This is a genomic window from Paenibacillus sp. HB172176, assembly GCF_011947265.1.
Lineage (GTDB): Bacteria > Bacillota > Bacilli > Paenibacillales > Paenibacillaceae > Pristimantibacillus.
The window spans coordinates 1-22,348 of the sequence record NZ_JAATHD010000019.1; the positions used below are offsets into that span (position 1 = coordinate 1).

Genomic DNA, 22,348 nt, shown 5'->3' on the forward strand with positions numbered 1-22,348 from the left:
CGACTTTGATTCAGCGTCAACTCCAACACTGGATCGCCGCTTTGCCCAGCTACATCAAGGCCTACCTACCTATTTCAAGCTGCGAAAGTTGAGTTATAGAGAACAAGAAGATATAGAGCGAGCAGCAGCCAGCAACAAAATTTGATGAAAAATTTCATTTTAATATTCCCTTCGAATTCTGCTTATCGATAGATCATTCATTAGCCGACTCTAGTAGGAAGATTCTTGCTTCCTATTGTACCATCAATTGCCATTTAAGGGTATTATGGTTTTTCAAATCTGCACGCATAAGAAAGCTTGCTTCGCCAAGGGGGGCTATACTATTTGAAATTCCATCGTTTCATCTTGCAGTCATTTATATAATTTGAGTAACGTACTTTTTTAGGCGATTTTAGCTATATGATGCTTTCAAAGCTGCTTTGCTCTGGAAGCTGCAGGTTGAACATAACGGAAAGATCTCGATAAGAGGCTTGGATGAAGCCAGGCGGAGCGCTAACGAAACTGGATAACGTTAAGAGCATAAAAAGGCATCCTATTCCATTCTAACGAAGATCTATCGTCTTATTTCATGGTTTTGGGCTGCAATCATGCTCGTTTGGATGAAATAACGATACCAATATTCGTTAGATTCATGCAGGCCGGAGATTCAGGCGTTTAACGTTATGAGTCTTCGTTAATCCAATTTGGTAGGTTGAGTTCAAATCATGCTTATGCAAATAGATGGAGGAGATCCACAAAATGGGCTTTAGTGCGCACAAAAAAACCGCAGCCATCAATCAGCTGCGGGTTAATATCGGCACGGGAGCCTGGTTGAAGAAGTTCGGCCGTACGACAGTATTGTCGAAGGGACGATGGAAGATTTCCGTTGTGGCAGGCGAGACGGGCGGGATAAGCCATACCCAGTTACCGGTGATCGCTCGACCGGCGGCTCGCTCATTCTCTTCGAAGCGGCCGAATTGATGCGCGGCCGTGTGATGATCGACGATAGAGACGCCTTGTCGCTTGAAGGAGTGCAGCACAGCGACATTAAGCTCAACCAATGCTTTATCACGCCATAAGCTAGACTCGCGACTTCGGTCAAGACCCATAAGCTCGGCCACCTGAGGCAGCTTATTATAACGGCTCTGATCGGCCAGGTTGCGGGCTCCAATCTCCGTCCCCATATACCAGCCGTTGAACGGGGCCGCGGTGTAATGGATACCGCCGATCTCCAGTCGCATATTGGAGACAATGGGAACGCCGTACCATTGAAGTTCAAGCTCGGAGAATGAGGCAATCTCGGGATGCACAATGTCTACTTCACAAATGATTTCGTCAGGAATTTTGAACCACCGCGGTTTGCGATCGCCAATCTGAATAACAAGCGGAAGCACATCGAAGTTCGTGCCGGCTCCGCGCCAGCCCAGCTCCATGCACCGCTTCGTCAATGCCACGGAATCGGGATCTCCGACAATGCCATCGGCGGACTCATAGCCCGCATAGCGGATAAGCTGATAATTCAAGATGCGGATTTCCTCATTGCCAGGCGAAGCGGGTCTGAGGGCGGTGACGAGCGGCCTTATCTTGCCTCCGTTGGTTGCCAGCTCGATGTGGGCGAGCAGCGCCTGGGCTATTTCCTCTTCCGTCTGGAGCCTTCTTGCGTCGATCACGTTCAGACTGTCCCAGAACAGTCGCCCGATACAACGATTATTGTTTCTCCAGGCAAGCTTGGCGCCATAGGCCAGTTCCTCCACCGTATGCGCGTAGCTCCCGCTTGACTGTATTTCCGCATGAATCTCGGTTATTCGTTGATCTCTCCAGCTGTCTTCAAGTTGTCTTTCCCGATGCAGCAAGCGGATGAAAGCATCCGCCTCCTCCATCAAACGTTGTGTCTCAAGCATAATCCGTCTCCCCAGTCTTATGTACTTCTATCATTATAACGGAAGGGGAGAGGCATTCCAAAGCGGCCGGAATGAATGCCCGTGAGCGGCAGCTTATCGCATATCGGATGATGTGACAGTCTATCCGCATGTGGATACGAACGCCATGAAGCTTCACCACTGCAGAACAGCGCCGTCCAGTCGCTTCACGCCTCGGATTTTGCCGAGATCCTCAGCCAGCTTGAGGGCGGCCAGATCTTTCATCTTCGCCTCCACCATCACGTCAACCTGCGGCACGTCGAGCTCGCGGCAGCGGCGGAGAAACGCGATCAATTGCTCGGGGTCAATATAATCATGATGCGCCCTGAAATCCTTCTCGTCCCGTGGCGAGGAGACGTGAATCTTGATCGGGATATCGTCCCATGACTCGCGGATGAACGGAATCATCTCGAGCGGACTCGTCTCGGAAGGGTTGCACCAGTCATGATGGAGATCGAGCATAAGCGGCCGCTTCATGCGCCGGCACACCTCGGCCGTTTCCTCCAGCGTATAGGTTTTGTCATCGTTCTCGAAGGTCATGCGCCGCTGAATATGCTTGGGCACGAGCGGGAAGTTGTCGACGAGCCGCTGCATGGCCGCCGTCTTGTCTCCGTACACGCCGCCGACATGAATGTTGATAATCGCTTCATCGCCAAGCCCCATGCCGTCCAGAATTGCCGCATGGTATTCAAGATCGCGAACGGCTGCGGCAACGACGGCATCCTTCCCGTTCAGCAGCGTGTACTGGCTTGGATGCATGCTGAGCCGCATGTTATGCTCCCGCGCGAACGCGCCGAGTCTCTGCAATTCCTCGCGATATTCTTTCGCCACATCAATGTCGACGTCGGGATGCGTAGCGAGCGGAATAAGCGACGAAGACAGCCGGAACAGCTGGATGCCATGGGCAGCATTGTAATACAGAATGCGCATCGTGGCATTCAGATTTTTGCGTCCGACGGCAATCGCATGCTGAAGCGCCTCTTCACTCGGACGCTGGGAGAAGAGCTTGTAGGTGAAGGTAGAGCTGGGCGTATTATTGTAGATCGCGAGTGCCGTTGAGACGAAGCCGAGACGAATTTTCATAGGTCACCGCCAGCAGAGCGCTGTACCACAATGGAGCCGCTCGCAAGGAGGATACCGTAATCGCCGTTGCTCGTCCCGTCAGGCGCTCCATACGACGGGGCAGCTTGTGAAACTTCAGCTCTGGGCTTCATAGAGTCGCACCATTTCCACAATAGTCTGAACGGCAAGCTGCATATGATCGACGGATACATACTCATAACGGCCATGATAATTGCGGCCCCCGGTGAAGATATTCGGTGTGGGCAGACCCATATAGGAAAGCTGCGAGCCGTCGGTGCCGCCTCTAATCGGCTCGATTAACGGCGTGATGCCGAGATTGACCATGGCTTGCTGCGCAATGTCGACGATTTCCATGACAGGCTTGATTTTCTCACCCATATTGAAATATTGATCCTTCAACTCAAGCTTCAGGCGCTGCCCGCTATACTTCGCGTTCAATACCTTGACGATCCTTGCCATCTCCGCTTTTCTCTCATTGAAATGATCCTGATCATGATCGCGGATAATATAGCGCAGCTCCGCATTCTCGACATCCCCTTCCATGGAGATGAGATGATAGAAGCCCTGATATCCCTCTGTATATTCGGGAGCTTCGTTCACGGGCAGCTCGTGGTGGAGCTCCATCGCGATCTTCGCAGCATGAATCATCTTGCCCTTGGCCGTGCCGGGATGCACATTCTTGCCCCGGATCGTAATATGGGCCGAAGCGGCGTTGAAGCTCTCGTATTGCAGCTCGCCAAGCGGGCCTCCGTCCATCGTATAAGCGTACTTGGCTCCAAATGCGGCGACATCAAAACGATGTGCGCCTCGTCCGATCTCCTCGTCCGGCGTGAATGCCACCCGAATTTTACCGTGCTTGATCTCGGGGTGGGCGAGCAAATAGACCATGGCGGTCATAATCTCCGTCAACCCCGCCTTATCGTCTGCGCCAAGCAAGGTCGTGCCGTCCGTCATAATAAGCGTATGGCCTTTGTATTCCGGCAATTCCGGGAAGTCGCGCGGGGAGAGCACAATGTTCTCCTCCGAGTTCAAGATAATATCTCCGCCGTCGTAGATATCGACGACCTTCGGCTTCACGTTCGCGCCCGTGAAGTCGGTCGCCGTATCCATATGTGCCAGAAAGCCGATGACCGGCACGTCCTTGTCCGTATTCGCCGGCAATGTGGCCATCACGTAGCCGTTCTCGTCCATGGTCACTTCCTGCATGCCGACGGCCTTCAGCTCCTTGACCAATTGTCGCCCGAGCGTCAGCTGCCCCGGAGTGGAGGGACATTCGGTATTGTTCTCATTCGACTGCGTATCAATCTTTGCATAAGAGATGAAACGAGAAATAATCTCGGATTTCGTCGTCACTTGCAGATCAGCTCCAATTCAGTGGGTTTTGGGTATGAGCCCAGTATAATACAATCGATGTTCAAGCCCAAATCGCGAAATCTCTCCCCCAAAAAATGCCAAGCGAAATCGCCGAATGGGCTTCACGATCGATGGCAGACGGAGACAGTTAAATTCCATCTTCCGGGATGTCCACGGCATGTCTCCGCATGAAAGCTGTCAACAGCGCGTAAAGCTTCTTGCGATGACTCTCAACCATACGGAATTCGACGCCGTAGTTGTGATATTCATTGCCCTCTGACGTCCAGACCAGCTGTCCGAGCGCGCTCACGCTCTCGCCAAGCATGACCCAGTGGAAGAGATAGATGACCTTGTTGTTAACCGGCAGCTTGAGCGGAGTTCGAAAGCATAAGCCGGCGAGTCCGATATTCTCCAGCATAATGGTCGAGCTGCCTACGACAACAGGCTTCTCGTCGACGGTGTGAATCGTCATCGTCGCCGGAATCGGCTCGGGAAGGTCGACCCGGAAGTATTTTCTTCTCTCAATACCAGGCTTGACCTTCAAGCTCTTGGGCGTCAGGAATGTGTTCTTGAGCTGCGCTTCCACTTCCTCGGCGCTGACGGGCTTGCTGAAGAAGAAACCTTGAATGACATCGCATTTCATCTTCTTCAGAATATCGAATTGGCCCTTCACTTCTACGCCTTCCGCAATGACCTTCATATTGAGGCAATGGGCAACCTGAATAATCGATTTCACGAGCATCTCGTTCTTCTCGTCCAGCATGTCGGCAATCAAGGATCGGTCGATCTTCAGACTGTGGAAGCGGAATTGCTTGAGATAATTCAAAGAGGAGTAGCCTGTTCCATAATCATCAAGCGAGAAGGTAATGCCAAGCTCCATCAGCTTGTTAAGCTCCTTGAGCACGTTGCTCTCATGTCCGAGCAAGGAGGTCTCCGTAATCTCGATAATGATGAGCGGCGCCGGTACTTCATAGCGCTTCAACATAGCCGACACCTTCTCCGCGAGCGCGGAGCGGTAGAAATGCTTTGCGGACATGTTGATTGCGACCGGCTTCAGCGGAATGCCGGCCTTGATCCAGCTCGACAACTGCTCGACAGCCTTCTTGAACACGTACTCATCGATCTTCAGAATAAGATCGCTCTGCTCGGCAATCGTGATGAATTCCTGGGGAGAGATAATGCCCCATTCGTCATGCCTCCAACGTACCAGCGCCTCCATGCCTACGATGCGCTTCGTGAAGGCATCTACCTTCGGCTGATATTCCAGGTAGAGCTCATGCCGATCCAGCGCTTTTCGCAGATCACGCTCAAGCGTGTACGTTTTGAAAGCGTCGATATCCGCAGCCTGGGCATAGATTTGATAGGTGTTTTTGCCCGTGTTTTTGGCGCGGTACATAGCTTGATCCGCCTTCTTCAGAAGCTCGTCAACCGTATCTCCGTCATTCGGATAGAAGCAGACACCTATGCTCGCGGAGATAAACAGCTGATAGTCTTGAAGCTGGAAAGCCTCCTGCAGTCTGGTGATAATATGCTCCATTCTCTCGTGCAGCTCCTCCTCGAATTCCTTCGTGGGGAAGAGCAAGGCGAATTCATCGCCTCCGACGCGATAGGCATATCCCATTCCTCTGGATACATGCTCGAGTCTGATCGCGCAGGCCGCCAGCAGTTGGTCGCCGATCTCATGCCCGAGAGAATCATTGATTCGTTTGAAGCCGTCCAGGTCCAGCATGCAGATGCCGAAGGATGTTTGAGTGCCGATCCATCTCTCCATATCCTGATTCAACGCGTTGCGGTTAAGCAGCTTCGTGAGTTGATCGTGGTTGGCGATATGGGCCAGCTGGTTGTCCGACAGCTTCTGCTTCGTAATATCCTGCACGATGCCGTCGAGCTGCACAAGCTGACCGTTCTCATCGACCGTCGGGATAATATGGTCCCGAACCCACTTGATTTCCTTGTCGTAGCCGACGATGATTCGGTATTCATGATTCAGAATTTCTCCTCGTTCGAGAATGCGTTGATTGCGCTCGACCAGGTCGATATCGTCGGGGTGAATGGCTTCCTTCCACATAAGCGGATTAGCAAGGAAAGCGCTTACGGGAATCTGATAAATACCCTCGCATGCTTTGGAGCAGAATGTAATTTTATTCTGGGCAACATCCATCGACCAGATGCAAACATCCAGATTGTTGAAAATAATGTGGGAGTGGCTTTCCTTGTTCTGCGCATCCGACTTCAGAAATTCGCGATCCGTAATATCCTGGAGAATCGCGAACATTCGACTAGGCTCGCCGCGCTTGTCCATGTGGAACACCAACTGTCCGCTAATGGAGCGATGAGCGCCGTCGGGCCGGATGATGCGGTATTGAACGGCAACCTCCTTCTGGCTGTCGACGGCCTCGATTAAGCTGTGCTGCAGAGCCGGGGCATCCTCCGGATGCACGAAGGCCATGAACTGCTCGAAGGTGAAATTCGGATATTGCGCAGGATGGATGCCAAGTATGCGATAGGCGTTATCAGACCATATGTATTCGTCGGTAGAGATTAGATATTTGCAGCTGCCGACATTCGCGAGCTTCTCCGATTCGTTCAGATTGATCTCCTGGTCATGTACGGTGGCTTGAATCGCATCGAGCTCGGAGAGGTCCCGATAGACGCCGAATGCGCCAACGAAAGCATCACTGAACATAATGGGAATGAGCATAATCTCGACATGCAGCTTCTCCTGAGTATGATCGTGAATGAACGATTTGAATTGCTGCGGTCTCTTGTCGGCCGCGCATCGGCGGAAATGATGGATGAACGTAGGGTCGCTGAATTGCTCCAGATATTTCGGAATTCGGTCAGGATGCAGCTTGGAGAAGGCAATAATTTGCTGATTATAGGCGACGACTTCGCCGTCTGTGTTCAGTATAATGACCGGAGAAGGGTGGTTTTCGATAAAAGAAAGATGAAGCGGCTGCTCCAGCAAATAATCGTAGTCAGGGTTGATCGCTATTATTTTTCCAGTTTGATGATTTCTTTTCTTCTTGAACAGCTTCATGGTGATCATCTCCTCAAATCGGAATGAGTAACGATAGTAACCTATCATGCAAGGTGAGGTTGTGGCGCATGTAGTTCTATTCTACTGCATTCGGCTTCATTTGTAATGGAGTTTATGACCGGCGACTCATAATTTTACGCACACAGTTTAAGGGATTATACCCTTTTCGTCAAAAAATGAAACAGAAGATAAAATGAATATCTATTTTCCATTCCTGCAATGATAAGGAACTTTTTGGCTACTTGAAGCGTTTAGATGATTATGGGCGGCAAATGGGGGGGATGCATATGATTCGAAAAAAGAAGAAGGCTTTTCTCATAGCAGCTGGCGTCTGCATGTTGATCGCGGCACTCGTGTTCTTCCTGGAGAACGAGCGCGTGAAGGCGCCGGCGGGGAACCATGCGGAAACGGCAGCGAATCAAGGCGGACAATCGACCAAGATCACCTTTGATGATCCTTCCGCAGAGCCGGTATCGACAGCTGCACCTGAGGATTTGGTACGGCGATCATCCGATGCGGAATTCATGTCTGATGCGAATGAACCGCATCTACTCTGGCAGCAAGAGGGTACGAGAATCTTCGCGCTTCAAGACCGTCTCTATTACGAGAAGGAGGGGGAATTGGCAGAGAGCCTCTATGAATGGACGAATCCAAATCCTGTTCAGGCGTGGATTGCAGGCGAGTATATGCTCCTCGGCGCGCAGTTGAAGGAGAAGGAGCAGAATGTCGAGAACGGGAACGGCATGCTTGGCGATTGGCAGGTCGTGAAGCTGGGTTCAACGCCCAGTATCAGCGCAACCAAAGTGAAGTTCTTCGGACCGCATGAGGTGCTGTCGGTGATGATCGCGGAGAGTCCGGAATTGTTCTTCATGACGACATTGAACGGTGACTCCTATTCGGAGTCTGTCATTGATCCATCGACGGGCGCATGGCATGGCTTGCGAAGAGGAGAACCAGATCAGGATATTCCAGAGAAGAAGAACGGCGTGGATGTGCTCAGTAATAACCGCGCGGTTTCAATGCAGGGTGGTCTGATGGTGCATGCGTATAGTCTAAACGGCAGCACGATCTTTTACCAGAAGAATGAGAGAGATTTCCTGGTTCGCTTCTATGACGGGCTGACGCTCAAGGATATGAAGCGGGTGCTTGTGACAGCGCCGGATTCTACGGGCGAATCGGATGGAGACGACTCTCGCATACTTGGTCGGTTCCGCGATCAAGCGGGGGAGGAGCGGATGTCTCTGCTTTATTCAGACGTATCCTTCCCGTTCGAGCCAAGGCTGTGGGCGGATGAATATCAATTGCTGAACGATGGCCGCACCTTCGTGCATGCCGATTCTGATCAATTGGAAGTAATTCAGTATGGGGAGGGCTTCGGTTATGAAGAAGGCTCGGAGGAAGCAGCGCCCCGCTCGCTGTCCTTCCCTCTGGATGGGGCAAAGCTGCTGCTTACGGATGGCGATTATATGAAGTTTGATGTCGGCGGGGAGGTGAAGTACATCTCGTGGCAAGATTTGATCTATGGAAATCTTGGCAATGCGGGTAGTGAGGGGAATGAGGGCAATGCGGTCAGCGCGGGTGAGGAAGGAGGCTGGTTTGACTGGGCGTCTCCGCTCGCGGACTTCAACCAGAAGCGGGAGGCGCCAGAGAATCGCGAAGAGGCTCGATCGAGTCATGTGATACCGGCATGGCCGGAGGATGAAGATAATACGAACGCGAAGATTCCGGATGAAGTCCGCGAAGCGAAGAATTCGCTCTATCAGGGGAGCGATTACGGCTTTTCGGAGACATATCGGCTGATTGATTCGGTGTGGTATATGCTGATCGACAATCATCTTCTGTCGTTCAAGGATCATTCTATTCATGAGCTTGGCGTTGTGCCTGTTACGATAACGGTCTCTGTCTCCGAAGGCTTCGGCGGCAACGGCGCGAGGGATTTCCTTCGAGCGGATGACGGTGGATGGATCATTGCGGATACCGAAGGAAATCGCGTGATGGAGCTGAATGAGAAGCTGGAGCTTGTGGCGGAGCAGGCGGTTCCGACGCCTTCCAAGCTGATGCTGGCGGGCGAGCGAATCCAGGTTGATTCGCTCGGGAGCGTAATTACGCTGGATAGCGACCTTAAGGTTGTCGGGACGGAGGAACAGGCCTACTACTCCACAGTGAAGCTGGCGAAGCAAGCGTATGATTGGTTTCGTCCTCAGCAATATTTTGAAGATGGAGCTTCAGGGCTGAGCTGGTATTATCTCTTTGGCTATGTGTATCAATATAATGGGGAGACTAACCAATTGCGCTCGTTCTACATTGGTCGAAACGAGAACTACAGAGGCATCGTGCGAATGATTCCTTACGAAGATGAAGTGCTCGTGCTGTTGGATAACCGAATAGACCTATTCGACAGGCAAGGGAAGTGGCTGAGCCGAATCGAAATTCCTCGCGCGCAGCCGGACGGCATCTACGATCGCACGCCTTATGGGGAGAACTCTTACGCGCTCGATGCGGAAGCGGGGAGACTGTATCTGCTGCAGGGCTACCAGGTGCTGGCCATTAATCTCGAGAGGAACAGTGTGCGAACCTTGTTCCAGCAAAATTACTCGGATATGGGCAAGCTGGTGCTGAGAAGCAATCATCTGTATTTCCTGCTTCACAGCAATGAATTTGATCGCTATGAATATTACCGTGGAGACAGCCTCCCGGCCAGGAAGACCTTGTACACGGAGCTTGTCGATGTGGATGTGTCGGATGGAAGACGTCAGCGTCATGTGGTCGAAGGCTATTATGAGGGCTTGGAAGTGAAGAATGGCGATAAGGGGAATCGGGCCTTTACACTGGTGGAATACAAGGATTAGCGTCGCTCTGAATGAAGAAGAACGGGCCTCTCTCCGATTGCGGAGGGTGGCCCGTTCTGTTCGTAAATGAAGTCATGGATGAATCAGATTGTGGTGTGACTAGCCCCGTATAGCATACTCAGTCGATCAAGCCGAATGCCTTCGCCGTATTCATGAGCACCGTCGCGGCTTGCGCGCGGGTGGTGATGCCGGCAGGCTCGAAGCGGTCAAGCGTCGTTCCTTGCATGATTTTAAGCGAGTAGACGGTTCGGACATCATCCTTGTAATCCGCCTTGACGCTGTCGAAGTCTGTGAAAACATCGCTCAGATCAAGTGTCTCGGCGTTCCCATCCAGCTTCAGATAGGCTGCCGCCGCTGCAATCATGCCTGCCATTTCCTCTCTGGTAATGGGCTGGTTGGGATGCAGCTTGCCGGCTGCTTGATCGTCGGATGATTCGTTCATCTTGTCTTCGGTCAAGCCGTCGAGCAAGCCCGCTGCGCGCGCCTTCATGACAGCGGGATAATAGAAGCTTGTCGCGGCGACATCGCTGTAGGCTTGCGCCGGAATATGGTCGCCTGTCATTGGCAGCGTCAGCAGATTCACGAGCATTTGGGTGAATTGCGCGCGTGTGACGGCTACCTCGGGCGCATAGTTTCCTGCGCCGATGCCATGGACAAGACCTTTGGCAGCTGCTTGCTCCACATTCGGCGTATACCATTTGTCCGCCGCGACATCATGAAAAGCGATGGCATTCTCGGCAGTGATGTAGACGCTGTTCGTATGTGAAGCGATGACGATATATCGAACCCCGTCAATGACTTCCGTCTTATGCGGGATGAATACAAGCTCGCCCGAAGCGTCATCCAGCTTCCATACGGCCCAATAGTCGGGCAGTGCATAAGGAACTTCGCTGCCGTCCGCACTCACCATTGTATCGGGAAGTCGAATGAGGCGCGAGATGCTGCTGTTGAAGTTCGACGCTTCAGAGATGACAGCCCCTGTCTTCGCATTCAAAATCTCAATCGTGTAAGAGGCGCTGCCAATCAGCTTACTGCCTGGATATTGCGTGGATACGGCCTCCTTGGTGGAGGCGTCCTCGCTGGTATCCTTCAGGGTGACCTTGAAGCTGATATCGTTCGCTGTAAGGCTATTGTTCTCCAGCAAGGTTGTCAATTCGGGAATCCGATCAGCCAGGTCTGTCGGAAGCCTGTATCCGCCGAACGGCGTCATCATTGCAATGACCGAATTCGGGTTCGCTTCCTTCAACCTGGACAAATTCCCGTTCGACACGCTCAAGTAAGCCTTGCCGTCAACAGGCGACAATGATGCCGCGTAGCTGTTGCTGCCAGGATTGAAGTCAAGCGAAGCAGTCGGCGCGCCGTTCATGTCGATTTCATTAGGCGCAGCGGAGTCGTCGTCACCGTCTGCATGGGAACCTCCATCGCTGTCATTGCTGCCTGTATCGGAGCCTGCATCGTTGCCATCTGTGCCCGCGCCGCCGTTTTCGTCTCCGTCATTTCCTGCGCTCGAGCCGCCGTCGTCGCTGTTTTCCCCGGGAGTGTCCACCGCTTCGTCCCGCAAAATAATCTGGCCCCACTTCTCCCGATTCGTCGAATTTCCATCGACGCCGTTCCAGTAGAATTGGCGCTCGCGGCCCTTCGCTCCGCCTTCGTCGAAGCCCATGTCATAACGGATGACGGTTCCATCCTTCGGTTCCGTGATGCCGATATCCGCGAAGGCAATCTTCGCGTCGATCGTGTAACCAAGCCCGTCTTCGTCGAGGCTTGCGGCCATCAGGATGTCCGGCTGCTCTTCTTGTTTGAAGCCGGTCCAATAGTAAGCGGTTTGCATGGCGCCGCTTTCTTCTTCTGCGGCAGCGAGCAGAATCTGGCTGTCGCTGAACTGCATGGAGCCGCCGTCATTCACGTTCCGCGGACCGAAGAACAGCTCGATCGCGTCGCCCGCCCATAGATAGGCGTTGGCGGCCGGAATCGTCTTGCCTTTAAGGACATTCGGACTTTCCATCGGCGTTGGATCGTCGATATGCGCGCGGAAATAGAAGTAATCCTCATCCCATGTCAGTTGCATACGGCTGCCGATTCCCGTCTGATTAATGCCGAGCACGAGATCGACCGAGGTTAGCTCGGCGGAAGCCGCCTCGCTCCAGTCCGCGCTGAAATCTCCGATGACGGGAGCCGCGTCGCTCTTCGCGACGTCCAGCTTCTTGTCGGAGGCGCGCTCGACCTGTCCGGGCTTGAACGCATACTGATAGGGCTCATCATTGCCCAGAATCAGATCATAGATTTTCCCGTTGCTCTCGGATATGGAGGCGAGGAAATCCTGATAGGGACGACCCGCCACGTTCAGCAATCCGATCGCTCCCGCCTCGCCGTTCAGACCTTGGAACCATCTTCCGGTAGGCGCTTGATCGAGGAAGGAGAACCAATTGGCCCCGACAATGATGCCGGATGCGGCGGCCTTCTCCACATAGTTGCGGTACATGAGCCCCTTCTCATGCTCATCCTCGGCCATCCGCGCGGCGAACGTGAGTCCCGTCGTCGGGTCGCCGTAGTGGAACTCCGTCATGATGAACGGCGTTTCTCCGGCGATGTCGTAGAGATGCTGCAGTCTGTCCAGGTTCAGATCGTAGGTGTAATAGTTGTACGTCAGCACATCCATATATTTGCCGGCGGCTTCTGCCAGTTCTTCGCTCAGCTTGCTGTCGTTCATCACATTCGCCAGCCATCTGTCGCCCATAACAAGATGGTCAGGATCATATTTCCTCGTGTAGAAGGCGATCTTCTTATACAATTCGTCCAGGTAAAGCTGCGTGAAGGCATCCATATCCTGCATGGCAAGCTCCGTCTTCACGGAGAATGAGCTGCTCTTCAGCGCATCGAAGCTGCTGTAATCGAGCGCCCATGCCGTATTGAAATCGGCGATGTCGCCGTATTTTTCTTGCAGCATTTCGACCAGCCGCAACTTGCTGCCAACATTCGCTCCAGCGGCCGGCACAGCTGATTTCAGCTTGTCATAAGGCATTTCATTCGCGAACATATAGCCGATCAGCTCGGAATTGCCTTGATTCGCGGACAGCGCCTGGAAGCGCTCGTCCATCTGACTTTCCATATCCGGATGGAAGATATCAAACAATCCAGAGTCGCCGATTTTCAGATTCGGCATCGGCAGCCAGGCAACGGAAGGCAGGCCTTCCGCGTTCGACCACGCTCCGAGCCCGGTGAAGCCGAGCGATCGCACGAGATCTACGCTTTCCTCCGAATATTGCGCTTGACTGAACGGCTGCCCTGTCTTGCGAATGAGGTTGGCGACATAGAAGGAGAAGTTGCCGTTGCCGTCGTAAGCTGTGGCGAACTCGCCGGTCTTCTCCGGCAGCCAGTCATACACCTCTTCCCGGCCGTTTACGACCGTCATCGTCTCGTCCACATAACCCGTGCCGTTGACGGCAAGGTTGAAATAGAGATTGCCGAGCGGATCGACCATGACGGATTTGTCCCCCAGCTTATCCATATGGAAGTAGCCGGTCGCCTCGAAGCCGTAGGTGTCCTTGCTGCCCAAGAGACCGCCATAGCTATCGCGATGGGTCGGCGCCGTCAGACCGTCCAGGAACTGCCGATCTTCTATCGCGGCCTCGGCGAACTCGTCGTCGTTATGGATTTTGCCCGAGAATTCGGCGGCTTTGATCTGCCCGTATGGATCGACGATAATATCATCCGCGTTGCGATACGTGAACGTTCGAAGGATGCTCTTCTTCTTGCCTTCCTTCTCCGTCCAAGCGGTAATCGAAGCGGAATTGTCCAGCACGATGGGAGTCGTGTACAGTGTTTTGCCGACTGCGCCGTTCAGGCTGTAGTAGATCGCCGCCCCGCTCTCCGTCGTACTCAGTGTAATGGACTGGCCTGCCGTAATATCGCCGGAATCCGGTGTTGCGGCAACAGGAGCGGAATTGGCGTTCAGCACTATGCTTGCGAGCTGCGTGGAAGGCGCGGCATCATCTTCCGGCAAAGTGATTATGAGGCTGTGCGTCCCAGCCGGAATCGCATAGCTCTCGTATACGGTAAGCGGCAAATCGTTCTTCGCCGAATTCGGATAGCTGTCGGTTGTTAAGGCGATTTCTTGATAAGCATCGCCATCCGCGGATACAGCGACGGTAATCGGAGCGGCGTCGGCAGCTCCGTACGCAGCTATCGACAGGGCATGCAGCTCATAGGGCAGCTCATAGACGAGGCTGCCGTCTCCGGCTCCCGCCCGCGCAGCTCTTGTTGCGTCGCCGCCGTACCAGCCTGCGTTATGGGTTGCAATCATCATATTCGACTGCTCTATTGTCAAGCCGAAGTCGCTTAGTTCATCGATCAAGCCGTCCGTCAAAACCAGCTCATCGACCTTGACGATGGAGAAGGTTCCGCCGGAAGCTGTCCAATTCATGTCGCCAAGCTCGAAGTCGCTGTTTGTAATCAGGTTATTGCCGCCCGAGTCTGCCGCGTAGAGCAGCAGGTCATCGATATAGAGCTCTCCTTCGCTTGAATCCGATACGAAGGACAAGCTGTAATCGCCTGACGCGGGCGGCGTCACGGTGAAGGATTTTTCCGCCCAGATGCCGGGGCCCGTCCCCCCGGAGCCGCTCTCCTCCGCCGGAAAGCTCTCGTCCGCGATAAGCTGCTCATCCGAATTGCCTCGCAGTCGCACGGACAGGTCGGCATCGCCTTTGCTCCAAAATTTGAACGTGTAGTGCTCGCCCGCTGTTAACGGAAAAGCGGGGGAGAGGCTGCTCGCAGCCCCTGCCCCTTCCTCGGAAGCGCTCAGCTTCATCGCCCAGCTTCCGCTGTGCGCGTTGTCGCTGTCGCCTTGCAGCGAATAGTCGACTGGCGCGAAGTGGTTGGCGGGATGCCACCATTTCGCTCCCCCGTCCTCGAAATCATCGCTGATCAGCGTGCTGCTGCCGTCGGCTGTCGCGAGCCGCACATCATCGATGTAGATTAGACCCGTTTGGCCGCTATTGTCCCGATCGCCAAGCTTGATATTGTATTTGCCCGTCGCGGTCGGCGTATACATGCCGGACACATACTGCCACTCGCCAGTCGCATCGAACGGCTTTACGAGCACCTCCGCCCACGAGGTCGTGTTCTGGATGACGAGCGCCATGCGGCCGCTGCCCTTGATCCAGGCTCCGAAGTTGTAGCTTGTGCCGGCAGTGAGCGTCGGCTGTGCGGAATAGCTGGAGCCGTTCGTGTCGTTCGTGCCCTTGATCGATGCGGTCAGCGACCAGACGCCGCTATGCGTGTAAGATGTACGCGAGGGCGTACTGACTGTCGCAAGAGCGCTGGATCCATTGCCGTTTGTTTCCGGCTTCACGTATTCGCCCGTTGCTCCCAGCAGCAGGAGGTAATCAATTTTGAGCGTATCGAAATTGTCCAATTCGTCATTCGCGTTAATCTGCAGCTTGACAGTGGCTCCTTCCGGAATTTGCACATCGTCAAGCACGACATAGCCGTAGCTGTCCGACCAGGAGCGGCCATGCTCTTCGAACAAAATATTCGCTTTCACCAGCACATTATTGACATACAGCGAAGCCTTCTGATTGGATTGCCAGCCTTGATACACAATGGCGACGCCGTCATCCGCTTCATTGGCATTCTGGAAGGTGAGCGCGTTGCCTGCTTTGTACATGACGGCGAATTCGCCGCCGGAAGCCCACGGATCGCCGTGATAGCGGTAAGCGGGACCCGACAGCACGCCGTCCTCGCCTTCGATCTTCACATACGGCTCGCTGATGTCGGCAATGTCCGACGGTTCGATTGCAGGCGAGGTGTCCGGAGCGCCGTCCGGGTTCCACAGCTCGCTGAACTTCGCGGATGCCTCCGGGAAGCTTACGGTGTCATATAAGTCATGGTCGCCGTCGCTTGCGGATACGTTGAAGTAGACATGCCAAGCGACATTGTTGTCCCCAATCCATTCATGCATTTTCTCGATAAAATAAGCATTGTCCGCGCCGCCCATGCCGTCGTCCTTGCGCAGGGCGAGCCCCCATTCGCAGATGCCGAGCGGAACGCCCTGATCGGCCGCGAAGTCGGCGATCATGTTCAGGCCCCAGTTGCCGTCGTTCACTTCCGCATTCCAGGCAAGCTGCTGTCTGGCAAGTCGATCCGTGGGATCCGCGCTTTGATAAGCGGGACCGTAAATCGATGAACCGCCGCTTGTCGCCCAGGTTTGGTCATAATGATCGATGCCGACGAAGTCGACATAATCTCTGCCGGGGAATGCCGCTTCGAGATCGACGCCCCAGATGGAGGTGGAGGGATTCCACACGAATTTGAAATGCTGATCGGGAATGCTGCGAAGCGTCGTCACGAACTGGCGGAAGGCTTCCGCGAAATCCTCGCATTTCTGCAGATGATCGGGATCATTCGCGTTGCCGACGGACCAGATATACCAGCCGCCGTTGAATTCATGGCCGAAGCGAATCGTGGCATTATCCATGCCGGCGGCCATTAAATTCTCGCCAAGCTGCAAGTAATGATCGTTATAATCGCCGTCGGCCGCCTCGGCGAGACTGCCTCCGGATTTCGGGAACGGATAGGCCGCCCATAGCATGGAGGAGGCGTAAGGCGTGTTCTCCCAAGCCTGGAGACGATTGCCGCCCTCCAGGTCGTACCACGTATTTTGCTCGAGAAAATCCTCTGCCAGGTAAGGCGTTCTGCCGATCCAATCGCCGAAATCCGTTACGCCTTCGGGATTGCGATCCCAGGAGTAGACGCCCAGGTTGTTAATGCCGTCATACTGCTCGGCAGGGGGATTATCCGACTGTTCGGGATAACGAATGAACACATCGCCTTTGTCTCCGCCCCAGTACTTCAGCTGCTCCTCAAAGCCGTTGTTCAGAAGCAAGTTGGAGCCGTCTGTCTGACCGAAGAAAACATCGTCGATGTACATCTCTCCGGCCGCTTCCGCTTGCGGCAGGACGTTGCCCGCGCTGTCGGAGATGGTGAAGGTGATTGTTCCGGAATACGTTCCGGAGTTGAAGCTTGAAGTCACATACGTCCATGTATCGGTTGCCTTCGGTCGAATGTAGTTGATGTTCTCGCCGCTGCTTTTCGCGGTCTTGACGGTGACCGCTCCGCTGCCCTTCATCCACAGGCCGAAGGTGTAGTCCGTGTTCGCGGCGATGCCTGCAACCTGCTGCGTAATCGTCTTCCAGCTGTTCGTCTGTCCTTTCGTGATGGCTTGCAGGGAGCGATTGCCCGCATAGATGTTAGTCAGATTGTCCGGATTGGTGTCCGGCGGGTCAGTAGCCGGAGGCTCCGTTGTCGGCGGTTCGGTGGCAGGCGGCTGCGTGGCTGGAGGCTCTGTAGCCGGCGGTTCAGTCGGACCGCCGGTGCCGTCATTCTCGGCAATCCCCTCGGCCGCGGAAAATACAATGGGAGAGCTGTTGTTGGCCGTAATCCAGTTATCCAGGCCGCCCGCCGCCTCGAAGCTCGGATTGGCTAGGAGATTCACGCTTGATCCCTTTACGCCGAAGAAAACATCGTCAATGTGCATGATGCCCTGAGCATCCGCTTGTGAAATGCCGGATCCCGAGAAGGAAGCGCTGTCATAGATGGAAAAATTAAGGTTATCAGTAGAATCGGCCGTATAATCGGCCGTCCAATAGGTCCAATCGCTTGTCGCCATTTGACGCACGAAGGTAAGCGTGCTGCCGGATACCGAGCCTCGCGACAGTTTCATTGTTGCCGCCCCGTCGCCTTTCACCCACATGCCCATTTCATAGACGGTGCCTGCCGTCATGCCCGTCACTTGTTGAGTAATATAGGCCCAGTTGGACGAGTTTCCCTGGAGATTCGCTTGCAGACTATGCTCACCGGTGTATACTGTTGTATCAACGGGAGGGTCTACGGGATCAGAGGGATCTCCGGAGCCGTCTGTTCCTTCCGCGACCGCAAAGACATCCTTCTCGTACTTGTTCCAATGCGTGGAGTCGTCCTCGAAGCTTGCGTTCTGCAAGAGATTCGTGCCGGAGCCGTCCGCGCCGAAATAAGCATCGTCGAGCAGCATCGTTCCTGCGACGGTCGATTGCGGGAACGCAGTCGCAGCGCTGTCGACGATGGAGAATGTCATCGAGCCCGACTTCGTGCCGGAATTGAAGCTGACGGATTGATAGACCCATTCGTCCGTAGCCGCTGGGCGCGAATAAGCAACGGTCGAGCCGGCCGACGATACCTTCATGGTGACGATGCCGCCGCCCTTTACCCAAATCCCGAACGTATAGTCCGTGTTGGGAAGGATGCCGCTGACCTGCTGCTCATAGTAAGCCCAGTCGTTCGCGTTCCCTTTCAGCTCGGCTTGCAGCAGATGCGTTCCGGTATGCGCTTCCAATTCAGGGGAAGCGGCCGATGCGATATAGCTTCCATGGAACAGGGATAGGATCATGGCAGCGACGCCTAGCAGCGCTGTCGTTCGTTTCAGTCTTTTGAGTAGATTCATCATAACCTTCCTCTCGCGATTAATTTTCCGTGCAGACCATGGGGGAGATGATCGCCTTCATTCTAGGAGAGAAGGGGGCAGAGAATATAGTTTCATTTTTGTTTCAATAAAAAACCGCAGCCCATCCAAGGAGGAGACGTTTGTGCCGAAGAAGAAGGGAATTACGTTGCAGAGAATAGCCGATGATCTGGGCCTGACCATTCATACCGTATCCAAGGCGCTGCGCGGACTTCCGGGCATGTCGGAGTCGACTCGCAAGGAAGTGGTCGAGCGGGCGCGCGAGCTTGGCTACCGGACGAAGGAGCAGGAGGCGGGCATGTCGGCGGAACGCATTCCTTGGGCGTACGCAAAGCCAAGAAGATTCGCGATGCTCATCATCGGCGATACGTATTTCCATCGGCAGCAGCTGCAAGGCGTTCGCATTCGAATGGAGGAGCTTGGCCATTCGCTGTCGCCGCTCATTGTGCCTAGCTCCTTGCCGGAGGCGGACGCAGTGAAGTTTCGCGGCTGGCTCGAGCGCAATGAGCTGTACTTCGCAGACGGCTTGTTCCTGACGGCGGCGATTCCCGAATGGATGGAGGCGGAGCTGCTTGCGCTTCCGATTCCCAAGGTGCTGATCAACTACCCGCCGGATTTGGCGGATGTGGACAGCGTTATCTGGGATGTGGAATATGCGGTGCAGCGCTCGGTGGAGGAGTTGTATCGTTGTGGGCATCGGCGTATTCTGTACGCCGTGGATATTGAACCGCTCAGGGGCTTTCATCTGCGCTGGAAGGCATTTGCCGCGGCGGTAGAGAGACTCGGGCTGCCGGAGCTTGCCGATCCTGAGTTGCATATGACGATTCCGGCGGGCGACCGGGAAAGCTGGATGGAGCAGCTGCTCGGCAAGCTTGGCACCGGGCGTTTCACGGCTGTGATCAGCGCGGTTCCCGGTATGGCCGAATGGATCTATGCCGCCGCCGAACGGCTCCAGCTGAGCATTCCGAGGCAGCTCTCCTTGGTGGGGATGGAGAACGAAGCCAATTCGGCTTTTCCCCGCATGTCGCGGCCGCTTCTTCTTGTGCGGGAGGCGGGCGAACGCTCGGCGGAGCTCATGCTGCGCCGTATCGCCAATCCGTTGTTGCCTTACGAGCAGGTGCGGCTGCGAGGCTCGTTCTACGAAGGGAATACGATCGCTAAGCTGTAGACGATGCGGGGATGCAGAGATAGCAGGGATACGGACTTGCAGCATTTCAGCGTTGCAAGATATCAGGATATGGCCCTTCAGCATTTCGGCGTTTCAAGAATGCCGGGATATGGCCCTGCAGCATTGCAGCGTTTCAAGAATGCCGGGATATGGACTTCCAGAGGTGCATTGTCGGTAGCTGCAGTGTTACAGAGCTGCATAATTGCAGCATCTCAGAGGTGTGGAGCTACAGACCCGCATAGTCGCAGGAGTACCGGGATGTATCATGCAGCCAATGCAATACTGCTGCCAAAGATGACGAATCTACATGCAGCAGCCACAGACGACCTTGACGGGTCGTTTTTTTGTTTTCTCAACTCGCGGGACGGTCTGCAGGAGTAGAAAGTAACTCTGGAACGTGGAAATGGGGCGCGGGACGGTCTGCAGGAGTAGAAAGTAACTCTGGAACGTGAAAATGGAGCGTGGGATGGTCTGCAGGAGTAGAAAGTAACTCTGGAACGTGAAAATGGAGCATGTGATGGTCTGCAGGAGTAGAAAGTAACTCTGGAACGTGGAAAAGGAGCATGTGATGGTCTGCAGGAGTAGAAAGTAACTCTGGAACGTGGAAAAGGAGCGCGGGATGGTCTGCAGGAGTAGAAAGTAACTCTGGAGCAGGGAACTTGGGATTGAACAGGTCTACGCTCGTTTGAGCTCGCACGCCCAGATCGAGCGCTGCAAGTCGATAAACTCGACTTACGCGCTCCCGCGCGCTCCCATCCAGCGCTGCAAGTCGATAAACTCGACTTACGCGCTCCCGCGCGCTCCCATCCAGCGCTGCAAGTCGATAAACTCGACTTACGCGCTCCCGCGCGCTCCCATCCAGCGCTGCAAGTCGATAAACTCGACTTACGCGCTCCCGCGCGCTCCCATCCAGCGCTGCAAGTCGATAAACTCGACTTGCGCGCTCCCGCGCGCTCCCATCCGGCGCTGCAAGTCGATAAACTCGACTTACGCGCTCCCGCGCGCTCCCATCCAGCGCTGCAAGTCGATAAACTCGACTTACGCGCGCCCGCGGGCCCACAACCGGCGCTGCAAGTCGATAAACTCGACTTACGCGCGCCCGCGCGCTCCCATCCAGCGCTGCAAGTCGATAAACTCGACTTGCGCGCTCCCGCGGGCCCACAACCGGCGCTGCAAGTCGATAAACTCGACTTGCGCGCGCCCGTGGGCCCGCATCGAGCGCTGCAAGTCGGAAAAACCGACTTGCCCGCACCCCGTCGCCCGCACCCCGTCGCCCGCACCCCGTCGCCCGCACCCCGTCGCCCGCACCCCGTCGCCCACATCCAGCGCCGCAAGTCGGAAAATCCGACTTGCCTCCTCCCACCAAAAGCATACTCCGAACGAGTCCGCCCAACAAAAGTAGGATAGTACCAGAAATGAAAGGATTGCCTTCTACTCGACTCCCCGCTGCTTGGCTAATATGGAGTTACGACAGAGAAACGAAGGTGATGCAGATGAAGGTGATGGAAGTAAGCGAGCCATCCGCAAGCGCCAATACGGGCGCAAATCTCAAGGTAAAGCGAAATCGCTGGAAAATAGTCCGCAACAACCTGGATATGTATATCCTGTTGATCCCAGGCATTGTCTTCCTCTTATTATTCAAATATACGCCGATGTACGGCATTGTTATCGCTTTTCAGGATTTTAATATCTTCACTGGCATCTCGGGCAGCGAATGGGTGGGGATGGAGCAATTCAGCAAGCTGATTCATTCGGAGGAATTCATTCAAGTGTTCGTGAACACGCTGCTCATCTCGCTCTACAAGATCGTGCTTCTGTTCCCGATTCCGATTGTTATCGCTCTTATGCTCAATGAAGTGCGGAAGATGTTCTTCAAACGAACGATTCAGACCATTATCTATCTGCCGCATTTTCTCTCCTGGGTTATTATTTCGGGTTTGTTCATTAATATTCTCTCGCCGTCCAGCGGCATCGTGAATCAAGTTATTGATTCGCTCGGCGGCAATCCGATCTCCTTCATGACGGACAATGATATGTTCCGAAGCGTCGTTGTCTTCACGGCAGGCTGGAAGGAAATCGGCTGGAACGCCATCGTGTTCATCGCGGCCATCGCCGGTATCGAGCAAGAGCAATACGAAGCAGCTTCGATCGACGGAGCGGGCAGGATTCGCAAAATGATTTCGATCTCGCTTCCCGGCATTCTGCCTATCATCGTGCTTATGTTCATTCTTCGCATCGGCAATCTGCTGGAAGCGGGCACCGAGCAAATTCTGACGATGTACAATCCGCTCGTCTACGAGAACGGAGATGTCATCGGGACCTTTGTCTACCGATTAGGGCTCGGACAGCAAAATTACAGCTTCAGCACCGCGGTTGGCTTATTCAACTCACTGGTCGGATTCCTGCTCATTGTGATCGGGAACGGACTTAGTCGGAAGTTCCTGAATCGCAGCATCTGGTAGG

8 protein-coding genes are annotated in these 22,348 nt (G+C 54.3%); 3 read left to right on the forward strand and 5 right to left on the reverse strand.

Annotation, left to right across the window (positions count from 1 at the left end; genetic code table 11):
- Window positions 1–776: 776 nt before the first annotated feature.
- The 4 genes from HFP08_RS20710 to HFP08_RS20725 all read right to left on the reverse strand — a co-directional run bounded on the left by HFP08_RS20710 (window position 777) and on the right by HFP08_RS20725 (window position 7,374).
- The gene (locus HFP08_RS20710) at window positions 777–1,880 is read right to left on the reverse strand and encodes a nitric oxide synthase oxygenase (RefSeq protein WP_168122520.1); all 1,104 of its coding nucleotides are present in this window, start codon (window positions 1,878–1,880) and stop codon (window positions 777–779) included.
- A gap of 153 nt (window positions 1,881–2,033) precedes the next feature.
- Window positions 2,034–2,981 (reverse strand): UV DNA damage repair endonuclease UvsE, encoded by a 948-nt coding sequence (gene uvsE, locus HFP08_RS20715; protein ID WP_168122521.1) that lies wholly within the window; start codon window positions 2,979–2,981, stop codon window positions 2,034–2,036.
- A 114-nt stretch (window positions 2,982–3,095) separates the two neighbouring features.
- Window positions 3,096–4,334 carry a peptidase T gene (gene pepT / locus HFP08_RS20720; protein ID WP_168122522.1) on the reverse strand — a complete coding sequence of 413 codons (1,239 nt, stop codon included), beginning with the start codon at window positions 4,332–4,334 and terminating at the stop codon, window positions 3,096–3,098.
- A gap of 148 nt (window positions 4,335–4,482) precedes the next feature.
- Window positions 4,483–7,374 carry an EAL domain-containing protein gene (locus HFP08_RS20725; protein ID WP_168122523.1) on the reverse strand — a complete coding sequence of 964 codons (2,892 nt, stop codon included), beginning with the start codon at window positions 7,372–7,374 and terminating at the stop codon, window positions 4,483–4,485.
- A gap of 287 nt (window positions 7,375–7,661) precedes the next feature.
- Here HFP08_RS20725 and HFP08_RS20730 point away from each other — a divergent pair, with 287 nt between their 5' ends.
- Window positions 7,662–10,223 carry a hypothetical protein gene (locus HFP08_RS20730; RefSeq protein ID WP_168122524.1) on the forward strand — a complete coding sequence of 854 codons (2,562 nt, stop codon included), beginning with the start codon at window positions 7,662–7,664 and terminating at the stop codon, window positions 10,221–10,223.
- 118 nt (window positions 10,224–10,341) lie between these two features.
- On the opposite strand, the gene HFP08_RS20735 is transcribed toward HFP08_RS20730, so the two are convergent.
- Entirely contained in the window at window positions 10,342–18,702 is an 8,361-nt protein-coding gene (locus HFP08_RS20735) for a carbohydrate binding domain-containing protein (protein WP_168122525.1), read from the reverse strand.
- A gap of 139 nt (window positions 18,703–18,841) precedes the next feature.
- Here HFP08_RS20735 and HFP08_RS20740 point away from each other — a divergent pair, with 139 nt between their 5' ends.
- Together HFP08_RS20740 and HFP08_RS20745 are read left to right on the forward strand one after the other, a co-directional pair.
- Window positions 18,842–19,885: a LacI family DNA-binding transcriptional regulator gene (locus tag HFP08_RS20740; protein ID WP_168122526.1), complete on the forward strand. Its 1,044-nt coding sequence runs from the start codon at window positions 18,842–18,844 to the stop codon at window positions 19,883–19,885.
- A 1,502-nt stretch (window positions 19,886–21,387) separates the two neighbouring features.
- Window positions 21,388–22,347: an ABC transporter permease gene (locus tag HFP08_RS20745; RefSeq protein ID WP_168122596.1), complete on the forward strand. Its 960-nt coding sequence runs from the start codon at window positions 21,388–21,390 to the stop codon at window positions 22,345–22,347.
- Window position 22,348 lies beyond the last annotated feature (1 nt).